Raw genomic sequence first — 19,541 nt, 5'->3', positions numbered from 1 at the left:
TCATTTGTTCCTCTGTGGTGGTGGCATGACTGCCACGCTCACCCCGTCGTCGGCCGGCCGGAAGACGTCCGCCCGCACCACGGCCGCGTCCCGCCGGCGCACCCGGCTCCTCGCACTGCCCGAAGTCCGCTGAGCCGCCGCGGCCACCGCGCTGTTCCTGCTCGCGCTGCCCCTCCAACTCGCCGGCGCGCCCGCCTGGACCTGGGGCACGCTGTACGCGCTGTCGTACGCCACGGGCGACTGGGAACCGGGCTGGGAAGGACTCAAGGCGCTCAAGGACAAGGCCCTCGACGTCGATCTGCTGATGGTCGTCGCCGCGCTCGGAGCCGCCTCCATCGGACAGGTCATGGACGGCGCCCCTGCTGATCGTCATCTTCGCGACCCCGTCCGCCCCGGCGAGCGCGTCGGCGCCGACGGCAGGGTGCTGGACGGAGCCGGCGAGGTCGACCAAGCGAGCATCACCGGCGAGCCCCTGCCAGCCGCGAAGGAGCCGGGCGACGCGGTGTTCGCGGGCACCCTCAACGGCACCGGCGCCCTGCGCGTCCGGGTCGGGCGCGACGCCTCCGACTCCGTGATCGCCCGCATCGTACGGATGGTCGAGGAGGCGTCCGAGACCAAGGCGCCCACGCAACTGTTCATCGAGAAGGTCGAACAGCGCTACTCGCTGGGCACGGTGGCCGCGACCCTCGCCGTGTTCGGCGTTCCGCTCGCGTTCGGCGAGGAGTTCTCCGAGGCGCTGCTGCGGGCCATGACCTTCATGATCGTTGCCTCGCCCTGCGCGGTGGTCCTGGCCACCATGCCGCCCCTGCTGTCGGCCATCGCCAACGCCGGCCGGCACGGCGTACTGGTGAAGTCGGCGGTGGTGATGGAACGCCTCGGCCAGGTCGACGCGGTCGCCCTGGACAAGACCGGCACCCTCACCGAGGGCACGCCGCGGGTCGTCGACGTACGGCCGCTGCCCGGGGGCGCCCTCGACGAGGACGACTTGCTGACGCTCGCCGCCGCGGCCGAGCACCCCAGCGAGCACCCGCTGGCCCGCGCGGTGGTGGACGCCGCACGCCAACGGCGCCTCGACCTGCCCGCCGCACAGGACTTCACGTCCGCGCCGGGCGTCGGTGTGAAGGCCGTCGTCCGGGGCCGTACGGTCGAGGTGGGCGCCCCGGCCCGGCTGCCCGCCGACCCCGACGGCGAGGTCGCGGCACTGGCCGGGGAACTCGAGGAGTCCGGCCGTACCGCCGTCCTCGTGGCCGTGGACGCCAGCCCCGCCGGAGTGCTCGGCATCGCCGACCGGCTCCGGCCCGACGCGGCCGCCACCGTCGCCGCGCTCACCGCCCTCACCGGCACCGTCCCGACCCTCCTGACCGGCGACAACCGCCGGGCCGCCGCGCACCTCGCCGCCGAGGCGGGCATCGACGACGTGCGTGCCGGGCTGCTGCCGCAGGACAAGCTGGGCGCGGTCAAGGAGATGGAGGGCGCGGGCCGCAAGGTGATGGTCGTCGGCGACGGCGTCAACGACGCCCGCGCTGGCCGCCGCGCGCATCGGCGTCGCCATGGGCCGGGCGGGCTCCGACCTGGCCCTGGAGACCGCCGACGCGGTGATTGTCCGCGACGAACTCGCCGCCGTCCCCGCCACCGTCGCCCTCTCCCGCCGCGCCCGAAGGGTCGTCGCGCAGAACCTCGTCATCGCCGGGTTGTTCATCGCCGGCCTCGTCGTCTGGGACCTGGCCGGCACCCTTCCGTTGCCGCTCGGCGTCGCGGGCCACGAGGGCTCCACGGTCCTCGTCGGCCTGAACGGACTGCGCCTGCTGCGAGACGCGGCCTGGCAGCGGGCGGCGAGGGAGAGCACCGGCTGACGGATCGACGGGGCAGGAGCCGCCGGCCTGGACCCGGCGCCGTGGCGTGGGCGGGAGCCGCCGAGACGACGGGTGCGACGATGCTCGACAGTGTCGCCGCACCCGGTGAACCGCTCTCGGCGTGGGCGGGAGCTGCCGAGACGACGGGTGCGACGTTCCTCGACAGCGCCGCGGCACCCGGTCAACCGCTCCCCATACCCCAGCCGCCCTCGCCCTCAGCGGTCCCCCTGCGGCCCGCTCCCGTCCTCCGCTCGCGCTGCTGCGGTCGTGCTCGGTGGCCGCTTCGCCTCGACGGCCTCTGGCGCGTCTGTCTCTTCCGGGGTGCCCCGCCCCGGTCTCCCGGTGAGGTGTCGTTCCGGCGACGGGGCGGGCGGACGCGCCCAAGGTGACTTCCGGCCGTGGGGAGACAGGCAGGTCAGCGGGCGGGTGCTGGGCCGCTGCTGCGGCGGACCACCAGGTCGACCGGGACCAGGGAGTCGGCCCGGGACGGCTCCGCCGCGCCGTCGAGTCGGTCCAGCAGCAGCCGCAGCGAACGCGTGCCGATCTCGGCGAAGTCGGTGCGTACGGTGGTCAGCGGCGGCAGGAAATGCGCGGCCTCGGGGATGTCGTCGTAGCCCACGACACTGATGTCGCCGGGGACGGAGCGGCCCGCCTCGTGCAGGGCGTGCAGCAGGCCGAGGGCCATCTGGTCGTTGGAGGCGAACACGGCCGTGACGTCCGGGCGACGGGCCAGTCGCCGGCCCAGCTCGTAGCCGGAGTCGGCGCTCCAGTCGCCGGTCAGCGGGGCCGGCACCGGGGCGCCCGCCGCCTCCAGAGTGGCATGCCAGCTCCCCATCCGGTGATCGGCCGAGGTCCAGCCGGTCGGGCCGGCGATGTGCCACACGGTGCGGTGGCCCAGGCCCAGCAGATGCTCGACGGCCTTGCGGGCCCCGGTCCGGGAGTCGCCGGTGACCTGCTGGGTGTCGGCGTCGAGGCCGTTCTCCAGCACGACCAGTGGAGTGTCCAGGCGGGTGTCCGCCAGCGTCTTGCCCACCCACAGTTGCGGGGCGATGGCGATCACCCCGTCCGCGCCCTCGGCGGACAGCCGGTTCACCGCCTCGACCACCGTGTCGGGCTCGGCCGTGTCCAGCGCGATCGAGCTGAGCAGGTAACCGGCGTCCTGCGCCGCGGTGTTGATCGCGGTGAGGATGGCGGCGGGCCCGTAGCGGGCGGCGTCGAAGGAGATCACACCGACCATCCGGGTCCTGCCGCTGGCCAGCGACCGGGCACTGCGGCTGGGCCGGTAGCCCAGCGTCCGCATGGCGGCCAGGACCGTCTCGCGGGTCTCGGCCCGCACCGACGGATGGTCGTTGAGGACGCGGGAGACGGTCTGCTTGGAGACTCCGGCCAGCCTGGCCACGTCGTCCATCACGGGGCGCGCGCCCGCGAAGTTCCGTCTGCTGCGCCCTCTCGGAGCGGAGCCGTCGGCGGAGCTTCGGGTCATGATCGCTGTTCCCTCGACATCGTCACGGCGGTGGCGTTCCGCCCCGGCAGAACTCCAGCATAGGCAGGCGGGCGAGGCCGAACCCCGGACTCAGCCCGCCCTGACGGCCCAGGCGCGCCCCCCGTGGGCGCGGCCCGCGCAGTTGCCCGGCGATCGCCGCGAACCAGGTGCGGACCGGCTCCAGGTACGCCGGGTCGTCGGGCGTGGCGTGCAGTCGCGGGACAGGAGCCCAGTCGGGCAGGCCGCCGTTGCGTACCTCGGCGTGGGACCAGGGGCCGGCGCGGGGCACGAAGTCCAGGCCGTGGCGGGCGCACAGCCCGGCGAAGCGGCGCAGGTCGCGGTTGCCGGCGAAGCGGATCCGGCCCTCGGTCTCCTCGTGGTGGATCCAGATGACGTAACTGGCCACGGCGGTCACCCCGCCCGCCTTCATCTTCAGCAGCTCCTCCTCCCACTCCCCTTCGGGGCAGCGGGAGTAGTGGAACTCGCCGGAGACCGGGAACCAGGGGCGGCCCCCGCGGGTGAGCCGGCGGCTGGTCACCTCGATCGGGTCGGGGACGCCGGGCACGTCGGCGAAGGGGAGGTGCCCGAGCAGCGGGGGAGCGGTGGGAGCGGGGACCCGCAGCAGGTGCGTCACCAGGTGTTCTCCGGCCCGAGGTCGGGGGTGTCGGTCAGCAGGGCGCGGACCGTGGTGGTGCCGTGCAGTTCCAGCAGGACCAGCTCGTTGGTCCCCGGGCGCAGGACGGGGGCGGGGACGTAGAGGGTGTGCTGGGGGCCGCGGTTCCAGTAGCGGCCGAGGTGGAAACCGTTGATCCAGGCCTGGCCCTTGGTCCAGCCGGGCAGGGCGAGGAAGGCGTCGGCCGGGGTGTCGACCTCGAACCTGCCGTGGTGGAAGGCGGGTTCGGCAGCCGTGGCCGCGTCGGACGGGGCGAACGGCACCGCGCTCAGGTCGTCCAGCGGCAGGGGGTGGCAGTCCCAGTCGCGCAGCGGGCCGCCGTCGAAGGTGACGGGGCCGAGCAGGCCCTTGGGGGCGCCGATGCGCGGGCCGTAGTTGACGCCGCCCATGTTCTCGACGAGGACGTCCAGGGTGGCACCGGGGTGCGGGACGCGGACGGGGAGGGTCTCGTCGTGGCGTTCGCGTTCCAGTACGCCGACGGGAGCGCCGTCGACGAAGACCTGGGCGCGGTCGCCGACCCCGCCCGCGAAGTGCAGCAGGCCGTCACCCGCCGTGTCGAAGGTGGTGCGGTAGAGCGCGTAACCGGTGTGCAGGCCCAGGTCGTTCATCGTCACCGGGTGCTCGGTGCGGACGGGCTCGGCGAGTGCCTTCGCGTGGGTGAGCAGCGGCGCATGGTGGCGCAACTCGACGGCGGTGGGCGGGAGTTTGGGTGCCGGCGCCGGGACGGGCTCGTCGGGGACGGGCAGGTGGCGGGCGATGGCCTCGCGGAAGGCGTGGTACTTGGGGCCGGGATCGCCGCACTCGGTGAGGGCCGCGTCGTAGTCGTACGACGTGATGGTGGGCGCGTAGGCGTGCTTGTGGTTGGCGCCGTTGGTGAAGCCGAAGTTGGTGCCGCCGTGGAACATGTAGATGTTGACCGAGGCGCCGGCCGACAGCAGCCGGTCCAGGTCGGCGGCGGCGTCGGCGGCGTCCCGCACATGATGCGGACCGCCCCAGTGGTCGAACCAGCCGATCCAGAACTCCCCGCACATCAGCGGGCCTTCGCTCCGGTGCCGGCGCAGCTCCGCCAGGTTCTGCTCGACCCGGCTGCCGAAGGTGGCCGTCGCGAGGACGCCGGGGAGGGTGCCGGTGGCCAGGTGCTCGGGGTCGGCCTGGTCGCAGGTGAAGAGCAGTTCCTCGACGCCCCTGGCGCGGAAGGCCCGCTCGACGTGTTTCAGGTAGGCCGTGTCGTCGCCGTAGGCGCCGTACTCGTTCTCCACCTGGACGGCGATGACCGGGCCGCCCGCCGCGGCCATGTGCGGCAGCAGCGGAGGCAGGAAGGCGTCGAGGTAGCGGTCGAACGCCCCGGTGAAGCGCGGGTCGCTGGAGCGCAGCCGGATGCCGGGGTCCGCTATGAGCCACGCGGGCAGGCCGCCGTTGTCCCACTCGGCGCAGATGAACGGCCCCGGGCGCAGCAGGACGCGCAGGCCCTCGTCGTGGGCGAGGCTCAGATAGCGGGGCAGGTCGAGGAATCCGTCCAGGACGAGCGGGCCGTCGGGGTCGGGCTGGTGCAGGTTCCACGGCACATACGTCTCCACCGTGTTGAGCCCCATCAGCCGTGCCTTGCGCAGCCGGTCGGCCCACTGGTCGGGATGGACCCGGAAGTAGTGCATCGCACCGGAGATGATCCGGAACGGCTCGCCGTGCAGCAGGAAACCGTCGGCGGTCGTCGTCAGAGCGGACATGCGGAGACTTCCCTTCGGTTGGGACGTCACGGGGGTGCGGGTCAGCGCGGCCCGGTGGTGCGGACCAACCAGCGGGTCGCCACCAGGCACAGGGCCGAGACGGCGCCCAGGACGAGGGGGACACTGCGGATGCCGGACCACTCGATGGCCTTGCCCAGAGCCGGGCCCGCCACCACGCCGCCGGCCATCGAGGCGGCGATGACCACCGCGCCCGCCCGGCGAGCCCGCGGGGCGGCCCGGTTGAGCCACGGCAGCCCGGTCGGGAAGATCGGCGCGATGAACAGCCCGACACCGGCGTAGGCGTACGGCGCCAGCGCCGGCACCGTGGCCAGCAGCAGACACACCGTCATGCCCGCGCACGAGACCGTGATGATGGCCTGCGCCGAGAACCGCAGCGCGATCGGGGCGACCAGGAACCGGCCGACGGTCATCATCAGCCAGTACACGGACGTGGCGGTGGCGGCGACCCCGGCCGAGTAGCCGACAGTCTGAAGATGGGTCGGTTCCCAGCCGCCGACGCCGGCCTCGATGCCGACATGCAGGACGTACAGGGCGACGAACACCGCGATCACGGAGCCGAGGCTGCGGGCGAGGACCTGCCCGCCGGGCGACTCGACGGCCGTCCCGGACAACTGTGGCGGCCGGTCGCGTACGCCGCGCAGGCACAGCAGCAGCGGCAGGTTGGCCAGCGCGAAGCCGAGGAAGACCGCGGGATAGTGGGCGGAGCCGACCGCGCCGATCAGGGCCGGGCCGAGGATGGCGCCGATGCCGAAGTGGGCGTTGAGGATGTTGAGCATGGCCGTGGAACGGTGGCCGAAGCCGACGGCGAAGAGCTGGTTGAGGCCGTAGTCGATGCCGCCGAAGCCGAGCCCGGCCAGCAGGGCCATGGCCAGGGCGGTCGGCCAGTTCGGGGCGAGCGCGAAGCCGGCCGCGCCCACGGCCATCAGCAGATACGAGGCGCCGAGGATCCGCCGGTTGCCGATACGGCCGTAGAGCCGGTCGAAGAGCAGCACGCCGGCCACCCCGCCGACGAAGTGCGCGCTCAGCCCGAGACCGGCGGCCGACGGCGACAGGCCGAACTCCTCGCGGAACGCGGGAATCACCGGGCCGTAGAGGGCCTGGAGCGCGCCGATGAGCACGAAGCCCACACATGAGGCGACCACGGCGGCGGGGCTGAAGACCCGCGGGTGGGAAGGTGCCGACGTCAGCGTCATGAAGGGTGATGTTACCGGTAACATCTTCGGGCTCGTCAAGATCCGTGGCGCGCTTGGGTGGCGGGCTCGCGCTATCACGGACAGGATTGGACTGTCAGTACAGGTATTGGACAGGTAGTCTAGAAGTCGACTCGGTGGGTGTGATGCCGAGCGCCGACGGACAGAGGAGTGTGCGATGGCGGCCGAAGAGGCCCTGGAGGCGGAGCGGGACGCGATCGTCGCCGCGCTGAAGCCGGTCGTCGACGGGCTCGTGGCGACGTTCGGGCCGATGTGCGAGGTGGTCCTGCACGATTACCGGCGGCCGGAGAAGTCCGTGGTCGCCGTGGCCGGTTCGGTGACCGGGCGGACCGTGGGCGGGGCGATGAGCGAGATCGGCATGCGTATCGTCGCGCGCGGCCAGGAGGCGGGCGACGAGCTGAACTACGTCACCCGGACCCGGGGCGGCAAGCTGGTCAAGGCCTCCACGATGGTGCTGCGCGACTCGACCGGCGCCGTGTTCGGCGCCCTCTGCGTCAACGTCGACGTCACCGCCGTGAGCGAAGCCCACACCCTGCTCGGCGCCCTCGCCGGTCTCGGCGGCACCCCGGCCGAGGTGCCGGTCACCGCCTTCGGCAACGACATCGACTCCGTCGTCGACGCCATCCTCGACGCCCACCGGCTGGGGCGGAACGGGAGCTGGGCCGGACTCGACCGCGCCCAGCGCCTTGAGCTGTTCCGCGGCCTGGACGAGCGGGGCGTCTTCGCCGTGCGGCGCGCGATCGAACAGGTCGCGGCGCGGCTCGGCATCTCCCGCGCGTCCGCCTACAGCTATCTGTCACAGGCGCGCGCCGAGACCGGGACGGCGACGGCGCCTGCGACGGAGCGGGCCGCGGCCGACAAGACATCCCCTGGAGGACACGCGTGACGACCACCACCCCACCGGTCACCCTCGACGACGTCCGCGACGCCGCCGCACGGCTCAAGGGCGTCGCGCACCGCACCCCGGTGCTGCGCTCGCGCACCCTCGACGCACGCGTGGGCGCCGAGGTCTTCCTCAAGTGCGAGAACTTCCAGCGCGCCGGCGCCTTCAAGTTCCGCGGCGCCTACAACGCGGCCTCCCGCCTGACACCGGAGCAGCTCGGCCGGGGCATCGCCGCCTACTCGTCCGGCAACCACGCCCAGGCCGTCGCCCTCGCCGCCCGGGAACTGGGCGCCTCCGCGGTCATCGTCATGCCCGAGGACGCCCCGCCGTCGAAGCGGGCGGCGACCGAGGGCTACGGCGCCGAGATCGTGACGTACGACCGCTACACCGGCGACCGTGTCGCGATCGCCGAGGCCCTCGCCGCCGAGCGCGGCCTCAGCCTCATCCCGCCGTACGAGCACCCGCACATCATGGCCGGACAGGGCACGGCCGCCCTCGAACTCCTCGAAGAGGTGGGGGAGCTGGGCGCGCTGCTGACGCCGGTCGGCGGGGGCGGGCTCATGGCCGGCAGCGCCACCGTGGCCAAGGGGCTGCACCCGGCCATCCGCATGATCGGCGTCGAACCGGAGGCCGGGGACGACACCAAGCGGTCCCTGGAGGCGGGGCGGCGCATCAGCATCCCGGTGCCGCACACCATCGCCGACGGGCAGGCCCTGCACGAGCCCGGGGAGCTGACCTTCTCCGTGAACCAGAGGCTCGTCGACGAGATCGCGCTCGTGAGCGACGACGAGATCCGGGACGCGATGCGGTTCGCCTTCGAACGCCTGAAGATCGTCGTCGAGCCGAGCGGCGCGACCCCGCTGGCCGCCCTGCTCACCGGCCGCGCGGGTGCGCTGCCGCGCCGCGTCGGAGTGATCGTCTCCGGCGGCAACATCGACGCGGGGCGCTTCGCCGAGCTCTGCGGGAACCGGGGCTGAGGACCGGTCGGAGCGGGAGCCCACCCGGTTGGCGGCTCCGGATGGACGGGCGGACGATTGAGTAGTGGGAGGCCGGCCGCCGACGGCGGTGTCCAGGGCCGCCGGGGAGACCGGCCCCCGGCCGCGGTGAGGCGCGGCCGGAAGGGAGCGCGTCATGTTGGAAGTGAAGACGCTCGACAAGCCGGACGAGCGGCGTGATTTCCCCCGCGGCCACCTCGAAGCCGTCCACATGACGGACCTCCACTTCGCCGTGGCGACCTTCGAGCCCGGTTGGCGCTGGTCGGAGTCCGTGGGCCCGATCGCGGGCACCAAGAGCTGCCAGATGCACCACAACGGCTACGTCCTCCAGGGCCGCATGCACATCCGCATGGACGACGGCGGCGAGAGCGAGGTCGGCCCCGGTGACGTCTTCGTCTGCTCGCCCGGGCACGACGCCTGGGTCGTGGGCGACGAGCAGTGCGTGGCCTACGACTTCCAGGGGCAGACGGCGCGGGAGTACGCGAAGAGGTAGCCGTCGGCCCCGTCGGCAGGTCACACGGTGACGACGATCTTCGCGCGCGCGTGCTCCACCTCCAGGTACCGGATGGCCTCGGCCGCCTCGCTCAGCGGATACGTCCGCTCGACGACCGGGGCGATCTTCCCGGACTCGGCCAGCTCCCGCAGCGCCGCGAGGTTCGCCTTGGTCTGCCGGGCCGGCATCTCGAGAAGCCGCTGGTGGCGCGCGAAGGGCGCCACCAGCCGCCGTTTGATGAAGAGCCCCATCGGCCCGACGATGCTGCCGCCCTCGTACACCCCGCCGCCGGACAGGGCGAGGGTCCCGGTGGGTGCCAGGACGCGCCGGAACTCGCCGAGCGAGTGGTTGCCCACCAGGTCCAGCACCACGTCGTACCGCTTCCCGCCCCGGGTGAAGTCCTCCTGCGTGTAGTCGATGACCCGGTCCGCGCCCAGTGACCGGACCAGCTCCACGTTCCTGGTGCTGCACACCGCCGTCACCTCGGCGCCGTACACCTTGCCGAGCTGCACGGCGAAGGTGCCCACGCCGCCCGACGCCCCGTTGATCAGCAGGGTCTGCCCCGGCTGCACCCGGGCCACGTCACGCAGGCCGATGAGGGCGGTGTTCCCCGCCAGCGGTATCGCCGCCGCCTGCTCGAAGGTGAGGTTGGCAGGCTTCGGGCCCACCTCGCCGTCCCGCGCGCACACGAACTCCGCGAACGCGCCGTCGGCCTCCCCGTACACCTCCTCGCCCGGCTTGAGCCCCGTGACCCCGGAGCCCACCACCTCCACCACACCGGCGAAGTCGCGGCCCCGCACAGGTGACTTGGGCCTGCGCAACCCCATCATGCCGCGGGCCAGCACCGGATCGCCGTGCATGAAATGCCAGTCGTACGCGTTGACCGAGGCCGCGTGCACCCGCACCAGCACCTCGCCGGCGCCCGGCACCGGCCGGTCGATGTCCCTGTACTCCAGCTCGTCCGCCGAGCCGTACCGATCCTGAACGACTGCCTTCACGGGGTCCCCCCTCTGCTCTCGTCGAGCGTAGGGAATCCCCACGGGCCGGACCATCAGGGACGAACCCTGATTTTCGCCGGGGTTCGGCCCTCCCTGTCGGCCGATGCGGCCGGCACCCGCGGCTCGCCGCCCGACTAGACCGGCAGCAGCCGCGCCACCAGCGCGCTGAGCTGGCGGGCGGTGCGGCACTCGTGCATCTCGACCAGTTCGGCGTAGGCGGGCGCGGCGGAGTCGCCCGTGCCCCAGTTGGGCCGCTGCTCCGGGTTCAACCAGTAGACGCGGCGCGCCCGTTCGGCGATCCGTCGTACCGCCGGCAGATTCGGGTCGCTCATGTTCGTCCGGGCGTCACCGAGGACGAACACGGTCGTGCGCGGGCCGACCGCGTCGCCGTAGCGCTCCGCGAACTCGCCCAGCGCCATGCCGTAGTCGCTGCTGCCGTGATAGCCCGTGAGCGTGGCCTCCGCCTCGATGCGGGCGCTGAGGCCCTCCGGGTCGGCGGTGCCGCGTTCGAGCAGCCCGGTCACCTCGTCGATCCGGTTGACGAAGGCGAACACCCGCACCTTGCTGAACTGGTCGTGCAGCGCCTGCACCAGCAGCATCGTGAAGTCCGAGAACCCGGACACCGACCCCGACACATCGCACAGCAGCACCAGTTCGGGGCGCACGGGACGCCGTCTGCGCAGCACCGGCTTCATCGGCACCCCGCCCGTCGACAGCGACCCGCGCAGGGTCCGACGCAGGTCGATCGCGCCTCGGGAGGCGCGGCGGCGACGGGCCGCGAGCCGGGTCGCGAGCTTGCGGGCCAGCGGCTGCACCGCCCTGCGCAGCTCGGCCAGTTGCGCCTTCCCGGCGAACAGGAAGTCGACCCGGTCGGCGGTCGGCGCCACCGCCCGCCGGGCGATCTCGTCCCGCCCGCGCCGCTCGGCGACCCGGCGCCGCGCCTCCGTGGCCACCAACTGGCGGAAGGCCTCGATACGACGCCGGATCTCGTCCTCCAGGAGCCGGTCGGCGAACCCCGAACTCCCGCCCTGGGCACGCACGTTGTCGCGCACGCGGGCGAGCAGGGTCTGCGGTCGCAGCCGTTCGAGCGTCTGGTACGACGACCAGCCGTCCGACTCCGGCGAGGAACCGTAGCCGCCGAAACCGTCGACCGCCTCGGCCGCCAGCCGGGCCATCAGCGCCTCGTCATGGGCGGCCAGGGCGGACGCCAGCCGGTCGCGCAGGTCGTCGCGCCCCGCCGCCTGCTGCTCCGGGCCGCCGACACCGCGCGGGAAGTAGAGGTCGAAGACCGGGTCGAACACCGGCCGTTGATGCGTGCCGTGCAGCAGCGTGGCCGCCAGGCCCTCGCGCAGCAGCTCCCGGTCCGCGAGCCCGAGCGCCTCGATCGCCCGTGCCGCGTCCACCGTCTCGCCGGTGCCGATCCGCACGCCGTGCGCGCGCAACGCCCCGACCAGGGACGTCAGCCGGTCCGCGACGCCGGAGGGCGTGGTCACAGGGTGTCCAGGTCGAGCTTGGCGGTCGCCTTGAGGACATCGTCCTGGTGCTTGAGGAGGACGCCGAGAGTGGCCCGCACGACCGCCTCGTCGAGCGTGCCGGCGCCGAGTGCGAGCAGGGTGCGGGCCCAGTCGATGGTCTCGGCGACCGACGGCACCTTGCGCAGGTCCATCGCCCGCAGCGCGCCCACGACCCGTACGACCGAGCGGGCCAGCGCCTCGTCGAGCCCGGCCACCTTCAGCCGGACGATCCGGCGCTCCAGCTCCTCGTCCGGGAAGCCGATGTGGAGGAAGAGACAGCGGCGGCGCAGCGCCTCGGACAGCTCGCGGCTGGCGTTGGAGGTGAGGACGACGAAGGGACGGCGCGTCGCGGTGATGGTGCCCAGCTCCGGGACCGTGACCTGGAAGTCGCTGAGCACCTCGAGCAGCAGGCCCTCGACCTCGACGTCCGCCTTGTCGGTCTCGTCGATCAGCAGCACCTTGGGGTCGTCACCCCGGATGGCCGTCAGCAGCGGACGCGTAAGCAGGAACTCCTCGCTGAAGATGTCCGTGCGCGTCTCGTCCCACGTCTCGTCGCGGCCCGCGCTGATGCGCAGGAGCTGCTTGGCGTGGTTCCACTCGTACAGCGCGCGGGACTCGTCGACACCCTCGTAGCACTGGAGCCGTACGAGCCGCGCGCCCGCCACCTCGGCGACGGCCTTGGCGAGCTCCGTCTTGCCCACTCCGGCCGGGCCCTCCACCAGCAGCGGCTTGCCCAGGCGGTCGGCGAGGAAGACGGTCGTGGCCACGGCGGGCGAGGCGAGATAGCCGGTCTCGGCCAGACGCGCGGAGACGTCGTCGACGGAAGTGAACAACGGGGCCTCCAGCTGAGGGTCGGGACGGTGAATGCCGAGATTCTGAATGCGCGACTCAGAGCATCTATCTAAGCGCTTGTTCAGCGAGGTTGTCACGGGGTTCCGGGTATGGGGAGACGGCCGAGCTCCTCACGACGCCACCGCGACGGCCCCGACCGCCGGAGTCCGCAGCATCCGCCGGGCAGTGAAGAAGCCGGTCCCCAGCGTCACCGCCGCCGCGACCGCGACGACCGCCGCGCCGATCCCGTAGATCTCGCCCGGCAGCACCTCGTCGGCGCGGACCACGGTGAACGGGACGATCCCCGCCAGCGCGGCCAGCGCTCCGAACAGCACTCCCGTGACCGTCAGGATCAGCCCCTCGACACCGACCGTCCCGAGCACCTGCCCCTCGGTCGCCCCGGCCAGGCGCTGCTGCCCGAACTCCCGGACGCGGTAACTGGTCGCCGCGTACAGCGAGTTGACCAGCATCACACAGACGAAGACCACGATGATGCCGACGACCGTGAAGTTGAGCGTCTCGAGGTTCTTCGCGTCGATCGACTTCGCCACCCCCGAGGCCTCGACGGCCGCGCTCTCCACCGCCTGCATGGTGAGCGTCGCCGTGGCGACGGCTGTGAACAGGATCAGCGACATCAGGATCCCGGCCAGCTCACCGGCCCGCTGCCGCAGATTCCGTACCGCCAGCCACCCGCTGGCCCCGTCGAGCGGCAGCCGGTTAAGTACGGCTTCCAGCAGCCGGGGCGCCAACAGGGCGAGGCCCACCGACAGCAGGATCGCCCCGTAGGCCGCCGGCGCCATCAGGGCCGCGTCCGAGGCCGAGAACGCGAAGGTGGAGGTCGCCGAGGCCACACCGGCGAGCAGGGCGGCGTACACGAGGAACTTCCGTGCCCTGCCCGGCCTTTGACGCCCGCGCGTCGCGCGCCGCACGGCGAGGAAGGCGGCGCCGGCCGCCGCGAGCAGCGTGATGCCGATGCCCGGGAGGAAGGCGATCGGGCCGAAGGAGTGGCCGACGGACTCGGCGACCTGGCCGCTGTTCTGGAACACCTCCAGCAGCGCCCGGCCGCCCAGCATCGCCGGACCGATCGCCAGCGCCGCGCCGGCCAGGGCCACCACCACGGCCTCACCGACGACCATCCGCTTGAGCTGCGCCGGAGTCGCCCCCGAGCAGCGCAGCAGCTCCAGCTCGGCGGCGCGCCGGCGGACGTTGACCGTGAGGGTCGAGGCGACGGCGAAGAAGACCAGCAGGGTGCCGTAGCCGCCGACGACGCCCGCCGCCGTGGACAGGGTCTCGGCGCTGGTGGCGTCGACGCCGTCCCGCGCCGCCGTGTCGTGCATGGAGTTGAACGTCATGATGATCGCCGCGCCCAGGAACGCGGACAGCAGGGTCGCGAGGAACCGCCCGGGACGGTGCCGGATCGACCGCATGGCCAGCAGGAACATCGCTCACACCCCCGCGGCCACGTCGTCTCCCAGGTGCGCCAGCCGCTCGGCCACCGCGTCCGGCGTCGGCGCGTCCATACGGCCCGCCAGCCGGCCGTCCGCCAGGAACAGCACCGAGTCCGCGTAGGAGGCGGCGACCGGGTCGTGGGTGACCATCACCACGGTGCGGCCGTGCACCCGCACCGCCTGCTGGAGCAGCCGCAGCACGTCACGGGCGCTGCGCGTGTCCAGGGCGCCCGTCGGCTCGTCCGCGAAGATCACCCGGGGCTCGGTCACGAGGGCGCGGGCGATGGCCACGCGCTGCCGCTGACCGCCGGACAACTGGCCGGGGCGGTGTCCGAGCCGGTCACCGAGGCCGACGGAGGCCAGGACCTCCCTGGCCCGCCGGCGGTCGACACGCTGACCGGCGAGCTTCAGCGGCAGCACCGTGTTCTGCGCGACGGTCAGCGTCTGAAGCAGGTTGTACTGCTGGAACACGAACCCGATCCGCCCCCGCCGGAACTTCGTCAACTCCGCCTCGCCGCCCCCGGTCAGCTCGGTGCCGTCCACCCGCACGATGCCGCTGTCCGGCCGGTCGAGCCCGGCCGCGCAGTGCAGCAGCGTGCTCTTGCCGGAACCCGACGGCCCCATCACCGCCGTGAAGGTGCCGCGCCCCAGCCCCAGCGTGATCCCGTCCAGAGCGGTCACGGCACTGTCGTCCGCGCCATAGGTCTTGGTGACCTTGACCAGCCGCAGCGCCTCCGGGGCGGGTCCCTTGTCGTGCGTAGGTCGCGAGCCTGCGCGAAGCATCGTCATCACTCTCCGTTCGGGCACCCCCTGTGCCCTGCCGAAGAAGCTACGGAGCCGGCGGGCCGACCACATTGGGCGCAGAACCCGTATCGGGGGGTGTACTTGACGACACCCCGGAGCCATGGACACCTTTCACCAGAGAGGGAGCTGGGCGCCGCATCGCGGCGTCGTGTGGCGGAGCCGGTCCGGGGAACTCGGGCGGCATGGACGAGCCGACCCGCACCCACGCCTCGTACTGGATCGAGACGGCGCCTCCCGGCGAGCTAGAGCCTCCGCCGGACGGCGATCTCACGGTCGACGTCGCCGTCGTCGGCGCGGGCATCGCCGGGCTCTGCACCGCCTGGGAGCTGGCTCGGCGCGGTCGCGAGGTCGCCCTGCTGGAGGCGGGCCGGGTCGCCGCGGGCGTCACCGGGCACACCACCGCCAAGCTGACCGCCCTGCACACCCTGATCTACGACCGGCTCCGCCGCACCCGGGGCAAGGACGCGGCCCGCCTGTACGCGACCTCGCAGACGGACGCGATCCGGCATGCCGCCGAGGTCACCGGGGAACTCGGCATCGACTGCGAATGGGAGGAAGCGGCGGCCTACACCTACGCCGAGGACGGCGACCGTGTCGACGAGCTGCGGGCCGAGGCCGACGCCGCCCGGGAAGCGGGGCTGGCCGCCGAGTTCGTGACCGAGACCGAGCTGCCGTACCCGGTGGCCGGCGCCGTGCGCGTCGCGGAGCAGGCACAGTTCCACCCCCGCAAGTACCTGCTGGCGCTGGCCGCCGACCTCAAGCGCCTCGGCGGCCGGCTCCACGAGCACACGCGCGTGGTCGGCCTGTCCGAGGGCGAGCCCTGCGTGCTGACCACCGAGGACGGTGTGCAGGTGCGGGCCGGCACCGTCGTGGTCGCCACCCACTACCCGATCTTCGATCGAGCACTCCTGTTCACCCGCCTCTCGCCACGGCGGGAACTGGTGGTCGCCGCCCCGGTCGACGCGGCCGGGGCACCCACCGGCATGTACATCACCCCCGAGCACAACACCCGCTCCGTGCGCACGGCACCCCACGGGGACGGCGAGCGCCTGCTCATCGTCACCGGCGAGCACTTCACCCCGGGCTCCGGCGTCGATGTCGAGGCGCGTTTCGACTCCCTGGCCGACTGGGCGGTGCAGCGCTTCGGCGACCTCACCTTCACCCACCGCTGGGCCACTCAGGACAACGACCCCACCGACTCCGTACCGCTCGTCGGCCCCCTGCACCCCGCGAGCCGGCACGCCTACGTGGCCACCGGCTTCGGCGGCTGGGGACTCAGCGGCGGCATCATGGCGGGCAGGCTGCTGTGCGATCTGGTCACCGGCCGCGAGAACCCGTGGAGCGAGCTGTACGACCCCTGCCGGGTGATGTCGGTCCTGCGCGAGGGGAAGGACTTCGTCAGGCACCAGGCCGACGTGGCCCGCCACTTCGTCGGCGACCGGCTCCAGCACCTGCCGGGCCCCTCGGTCCCGTCCGTGGCCGACATCGCCCCCGGCGACGGAGCCGTCGTCCATGTGTCCGGCAGGCGCTGCGCCGTCCACCGCGACGAGGACGGCGAGCTGCACGCCCTCTCCGCGAAGTGCACCCACCTGGGCTGCCTGGTCGCCTTCAACCGCGCCGAGCGGGCCTGGGAATGCCCCTGCCACGGCTCCCGCTTCGCCCCCGACGGGCGGGTCGTACAGGGGCCCGCGGTGCGGCCGCTGGAGCCGCGCGACATCTGAGGCGACCCGCTCAGCCGACCAGGACCACCTCCAGGGTGCGCGGGCCGTGCACCCCCTCGACCCGGTCCAGCTCGATGTCGCTGGTCGCCGACGGCCCGGAGATCCACGTCAACGGGCGTGCCGGGTCGAGGCGTTCGAGGGCCTGCGGGACGGAGGACACCACCTGCTCCGGGACCCGGACGACACAGATGTGGTGGTCGGGGACGAGCGTGATACGGCGCCGGCCCTGGTCGGGGGAGCCGTCCAGGACGATGGTGCCGGTCTCGGCGACGGCCACGGCACACGCCGTCACCACGCTGTCGACCCGGTCCAGTTCGTGCGGGGTGCTCTCCGCCCGGTCCGCGATCCGCTCGGCGTCGGCCGCCGCCAGCCACTCGGGGTCCAGGCCGGGCGGCACGAGCACCGTCTTCGCGCCGCGCGCCGCGAGCATCCCGGCGATCGTCGCCGCGAGGTCGGCGGGGGTGCAGCGGTGCACGATCGCCCGGTAGTCCGCCAGGTTCTCGGCCAGCAGACCGACCGTGTCGGCGACACCGCGCTCCCCGTGCTCGCGCAGATAGTCACGCGGAACCGCCTGCTCGTACGGCTCGTCGTCGCGCGGTACGTCCGCGAGGGCGCGCCGCACCCGGCCCAGGATCCGTTCCCTGCTGCTCACTTGGCGCCGTCCTTCCCACCGTGCGTGCGCTGCCACCAGTCCCGGAACGGCTCAGCCGGCACCCCCGGCAGATCCCGTGTCCCGCTCCACGCCTTGCCCGGACCCGGCAGCGACCGCGGATGCAGTCGCCGGGTGCGCGAGGCGAGCCGCTGCCCGGAGCGCAGGACGCCCGGGTGGCCGAACGCCCAGCGCGCCGCCCGCATGGCCGCCCGCTCGGCGGCATGCCCCTTGGCGGGCCGGAGCACGACCTTGTTGCCGCGCTGCGTCACCTCGCCGCCCTGAACGACCCGCTCCCGCAGATGCACCAGCACCTCGGGGATGTCGATGGCGACCGGGCACACCTCGTAGCAGGCGCCGCACAGCGACGAGGCGTACGGCAGCGAGGCGTCGATCTCGCTCGCCGTACCCCGCAGCTGAGGGCTGAGGATGGCGCCGATCGGCCCCGGGTAGACCGAGCCGTACGCGTGCCCGCCGGCCCGCTCGTACACCGGGCACACGTTCAGGCACGCCGAGCAGCGGATGCAGCGCAGGGCCTGGCGGCCGACCTCGTCGGCGAGCGTGTCGGTGCGGCCGTTGTCGAGCAGCACCAGATGGAAGTCGCGCGGCCCGTCCTCGTCCGTCGTACCGGTCCATGTCGACGTATACGGGTTCATGCGCTCGGCGGTGGAGGAGCGGGGGAGGGTCTGCAGGAACACCTCCAGGTCCAGCCACGTCGGCACGATCTTCTCGATGCCGACGACCGAGATCAGCGTCTCGGGCAGGGTCAGGCACATCCGCCCGTTGCCCTCGGACTCCACGACGACCAGGGTGCCGGTCTCGGCGACCATGAAGTTGGCGCCGGAGACGCCGACCTTGGCGCGCAGGAACTTCTCCCGCAGATGCAGGCGCGCCGCCTCCGCCAGCTCGGCGGGCGTGTCGGTCAGGCCCTCGGGCGCGGGGCGCCCCCACTCGCCCATCTCGCTCGTGAAGATGTCCCGGATCTCGCCCCGGTTGCGGTGGATGGCCGGCACGAGGATGTGCGAGGGCCGGTCCTTGCCCAACTGCACGATCAGCTCGGCGAGATCGGTCTCGTAGGCGCGGATGCCCTCCGCCTGAAGGGCCTCGTTCAGCCCGATCTCCTGCGTGGCCATCGACTTGACCTTGACGACCTCCGACTCGCCGGTCGCCTTCACCAGGTCCGCCACGATCCGGTTCGCCTCGTCGGCGTCGGCGGCCCAGTGGACCGTACCGCCGGCCGCCGTGACCGACTCCTCCAACTGCACGAGATACCGGTCGAGATGACGCAGCGTATGGTCCTTGATCCGCTTGCCCGCCTCGCGCAGCGCCGCCCAGTCGGACACCTCGGCGACCGCCTTGGCCCGCTTGGCGCGGATGGTGTGCGTGGCGTGCCGCAGATTGCCGCGCAGGGTCGAGTCGTGCACGGCCTCGTGCGCGGCCTTCGGAAAGGCCGGCATCCCGAGATACGTCCCACTCATACGGAAGGCTCCTCCTCCGTGCTCGCCAGGATCTCCGCGATGTGCACCGGCCGCATCCCGGTCCGCAGCCGGGCCATGGTCCCGCCGATGTGCATCAGACAGGAGTTGTCGGCCGCGCACAGCACCTCCGCGCCCGTCGAGGCGGCGTTGCGCACCTTGTCCGCGCCCATCGCCGCCGAGACATCGGAGTTCTTCAGCGCGAAGGTGCCACCGAACCCGCAGCACTCCTCGGCCCCCGGCAACTCCACCAACTCCAGCCCCTTGACGGCCTGGAGCAGCCGCCGGGGCCGCTCGCCGAGCCCCAGCCCGCGCAGCCCGTGACAGGTCGGGTGGTACGTCACCTTGTGCGGGTAGTAGGCCCCGACATCCGTCACCCCCAGCACATCCACCAGGAACTCCGTCAGTTCGTACGTCTTCGGCACCACCGGCGCCAGCGTCGCCGCGAGCGCGTCCCCGCGCCCCTCGGCCCGCGCCCGCTCACCGATGCGCGGATACAGCTCGCGCACCATCGCCCCGCACGATCCGGACGGGGTGACGATCGCCTCGTACTCCCCGAAGACATCGGAGAAATGCCGGGCCAGGGGCTCGGCCTCATGCCGGTATCCGGTGTTGTAGTGCGCCTGCCCGCAGCAGGTCTGCGCCATCGGGAAGTCGACCTCGACGCCCAGCCTGGTCAGCAGTTTCACCACGGCGCGCCCGGTGTCCGGATAGAGCGTGTCGTTGACACAGGTCAGGAACAGGGCGACACGCATCGCGGCTCCT

The 19,541-nt window shown here is 72.9% G+C and carries 15 protein-coding genes and 2 pseudogenes; 5 read left to right on the top strand and 12 right to left on the bottom strand.

All coding sequences use genetic code 11. The features are described 5' to 3' along the window. Nucleotides 1-25: 25 nt before the first annotated feature. Nucleotides 26-1,853: pseudogene (locus ACP4J3_RS22345) on the top strand (heavy metal translocating P-type ATPase). 415 nt (nucleotides 1,854-2,268) lie between these two features. Here ACP4J3_RS22345 and ACP4J3_RS22340 read toward each other — a convergent pair. The 4 genes and pseudogenes from ACP4J3_RS22340 to ACP4J3_RS22325 form a co-directional block, all read right to left on the bottom strand. Next, a complete protein-coding gene (locus ACP4J3_RS22340; RefSeq protein WP_426537102.1) occupies nucleotides 2,269-3,336 on the bottom strand; it encodes a LacI family DNA-binding transcriptional regulator in 1,068 nt (355 codons plus the stop codon). 133 nt (nucleotides 3,337-3,469) lie between these two features. Further along, nucleotides 3,470-3,973: pseudogene (locus tag ACP4J3_RS22335) on the bottom strand (beta-galactosidase); the annotation flags it as partial. Then, nucleotides 3,967-5,733 (bottom strand): glycoside hydrolase family 35 protein, encoded by a 1,767-nt coding sequence (locus ACP4J3_RS22330; RefSeq protein ID WP_426537100.1) that lies wholly within the window; start codon nucleotides 5,731-5,733, stop codon nucleotides 3,967-3,969. The gene ACP4J3_RS22330 and the pseudogene ACP4J3_RS22335, both read right to left, overlap by 7 nt. Nucleotides 5,734-5,774: 41 nt before the next feature. After that, nucleotides 5,775-6,947, bottom strand: coding sequence for an MFS transporter (locus ACP4J3_RS22325; RefSeq protein ID WP_426537098.1), 1,173 nt, complete (start codon nucleotides 6,945-6,947; stop codon nucleotides 5,775-5,777). Nucleotides 6,948-7,122: 175 nt separating this feature from the next. On the opposite strand from ACP4J3_RS22325, the gene ACP4J3_RS22320 reads away from it, so the two are divergent. From ACP4J3_RS22320 to ACP4J3_RS22310, 3 genes are all read left to right on the top strand, one after another. Next, complete coding sequence (locus ACP4J3_RS22320) at nucleotides 7,123-7,851, top strand: helix-turn-helix transcriptional regulator (RefSeq protein ID WP_426537096.1); 729 nt, start codon at nucleotides 7,123-7,125, stop codon at nucleotides 7,849-7,851. Next, nucleotides 7,848-8,825, top strand: coding sequence for a pyridoxal-phosphate dependent enzyme (locus ACP4J3_RS22315; protein ID WP_426537094.1), 978 nt, complete (start codon nucleotides 7,848-7,850; stop codon nucleotides 8,823-8,825). The genes ACP4J3_RS22320 and ACP4J3_RS22315 overlap by 4 nt, the downstream gene beginning before the upstream one ends. 154 nt (nucleotides 8,826-8,979) lie before the next feature. Further along, nucleotides 8,980-9,336 (top strand): cupin domain-containing protein, encoded by a 357-nt coding sequence (locus tag ACP4J3_RS22310; protein ID WP_426537092.1) that lies wholly within the window; start codon nucleotides 8,980-8,982, stop codon nucleotides 9,334-9,336. Nucleotides 9,337-9,356: 20 nt separating this feature from the next. Here ACP4J3_RS22310 and ACP4J3_RS22305 read toward each other — a convergent pair whose 3' ends face one another. From ACP4J3_RS22305 to ACP4J3_RS22285, 5 genes are all read right to left on the bottom strand, one after another. After that, nucleotides 9,357-10,334 carry an NAD(P)-dependent alcohol dehydrogenase gene (locus ACP4J3_RS22305; protein WP_426537090.1) on the bottom strand — a complete coding sequence of 326 codons (978 nt, stop codon included), beginning with the start codon at nucleotides 10,332-10,334 and terminating at the stop codon, nucleotides 9,357-9,359. Between the two features lie 134 nt (nucleotides 10,335-10,468). Next, a complete protein-coding gene (locus ACP4J3_RS22300) occupies nucleotides 10,469-11,827 on the bottom strand; it encodes a vWA domain-containing protein (RefSeq protein WP_426537088.1) in 1,359 nt (452 codons plus the stop codon). Beyond that, a complete protein-coding gene (locus ACP4J3_RS22295) occupies nucleotides 11,824-12,681 on the bottom strand; it encodes an AAA family ATPase (protein WP_426537086.1) in 858 nt (285 codons plus the stop codon). The genes ACP4J3_RS22300 and ACP4J3_RS22295 overlap by 4 nt, the downstream gene beginning before the upstream one ends. 129 nt (nucleotides 12,682-12,810) lie before the next feature. Further along, nucleotides 12,811-14,121 (bottom strand): FtsX-like permease family protein, encoded by a 1,311-nt coding sequence (locus tag ACP4J3_RS22290; RefSeq protein ID WP_426537084.1) that lies wholly within the window; start codon nucleotides 14,119-14,121, stop codon nucleotides 12,811-12,813. A gap of 3 nt (nucleotides 14,122-14,124) precedes the next feature. Next, complete coding sequence (locus tag ACP4J3_RS22285; protein WP_426537150.1) at nucleotides 14,125-14,910, bottom strand: ABC transporter ATP-binding protein; 786 nt, start codon at nucleotides 14,908-14,910, stop codon at nucleotides 14,125-14,127. A gap of 203 nt (nucleotides 14,911-15,113) precedes the next feature. Here ACP4J3_RS22285 and ACP4J3_RS22280 point away from each other — a divergent pair, with 203 nt between their 5' ends. After that, on the top strand, nucleotides 15,114-16,652 hold the full coding sequence (locus ACP4J3_RS22280; protein WP_426537082.1) for an FAD-dependent oxidoreductase: 1,539 nt from the start codon (nucleotides 15,114-15,116) through the stop codon (nucleotides 16,650-16,652). Nucleotides 16,653-16,662: 10 nt separating this feature from the next. On the opposite strand, the gene ACP4J3_RS22275 is transcribed toward ACP4J3_RS22280, so the two are convergent. From ACP4J3_RS22275 to ACP4J3_RS22265, 3 genes are read right to left on the bottom strand one after another with little or no spacing between them, the layout of a single operon-like run. After that, nucleotides 16,663-17,304: a LutC/YkgG family protein gene (locus ACP4J3_RS22275; protein WP_426537080.1), complete on the bottom strand. Its 642-nt coding sequence runs from the start codon at nucleotides 17,302-17,304 to the stop codon at nucleotides 16,663-16,665. Further along, a complete protein-coding gene (locus ACP4J3_RS22270) occupies nucleotides 17,301-18,779 on the bottom strand; it encodes a LutB/LldF family L-lactate oxidation iron-sulfur protein (protein ID WP_426537078.1) in 1,479 nt (492 codons plus the stop codon). The genes ACP4J3_RS22275 and ACP4J3_RS22270 overlap by 4 nt, the downstream gene beginning before the upstream one ends. Further along, complete coding sequence (locus ACP4J3_RS22265) at nucleotides 18,776-19,531, bottom strand: (Fe-S)-binding protein (protein ID WP_426537076.1); 756 nt, start codon at nucleotides 19,529-19,531, stop codon at nucleotides 18,776-18,778. The genes ACP4J3_RS22270 and ACP4J3_RS22265 overlap by 4 nt, the downstream gene beginning before the upstream one ends. Nucleotides 19,532-19,541 lie beyond the last annotated feature (10 nt).

The organism is Streptomyces sp. UG1 (assembly GCF_049974585.1).
GTDB lineage: Bacteria > Actinomycetota > Actinomycetes > Streptomycetales > Streptomycetaceae > Streptomyces.
The sequence above is the reverse complement of the archived record's forward strand: the minus strand, read 5'-3'. Positions and strand labels throughout refer to the sequence as shown.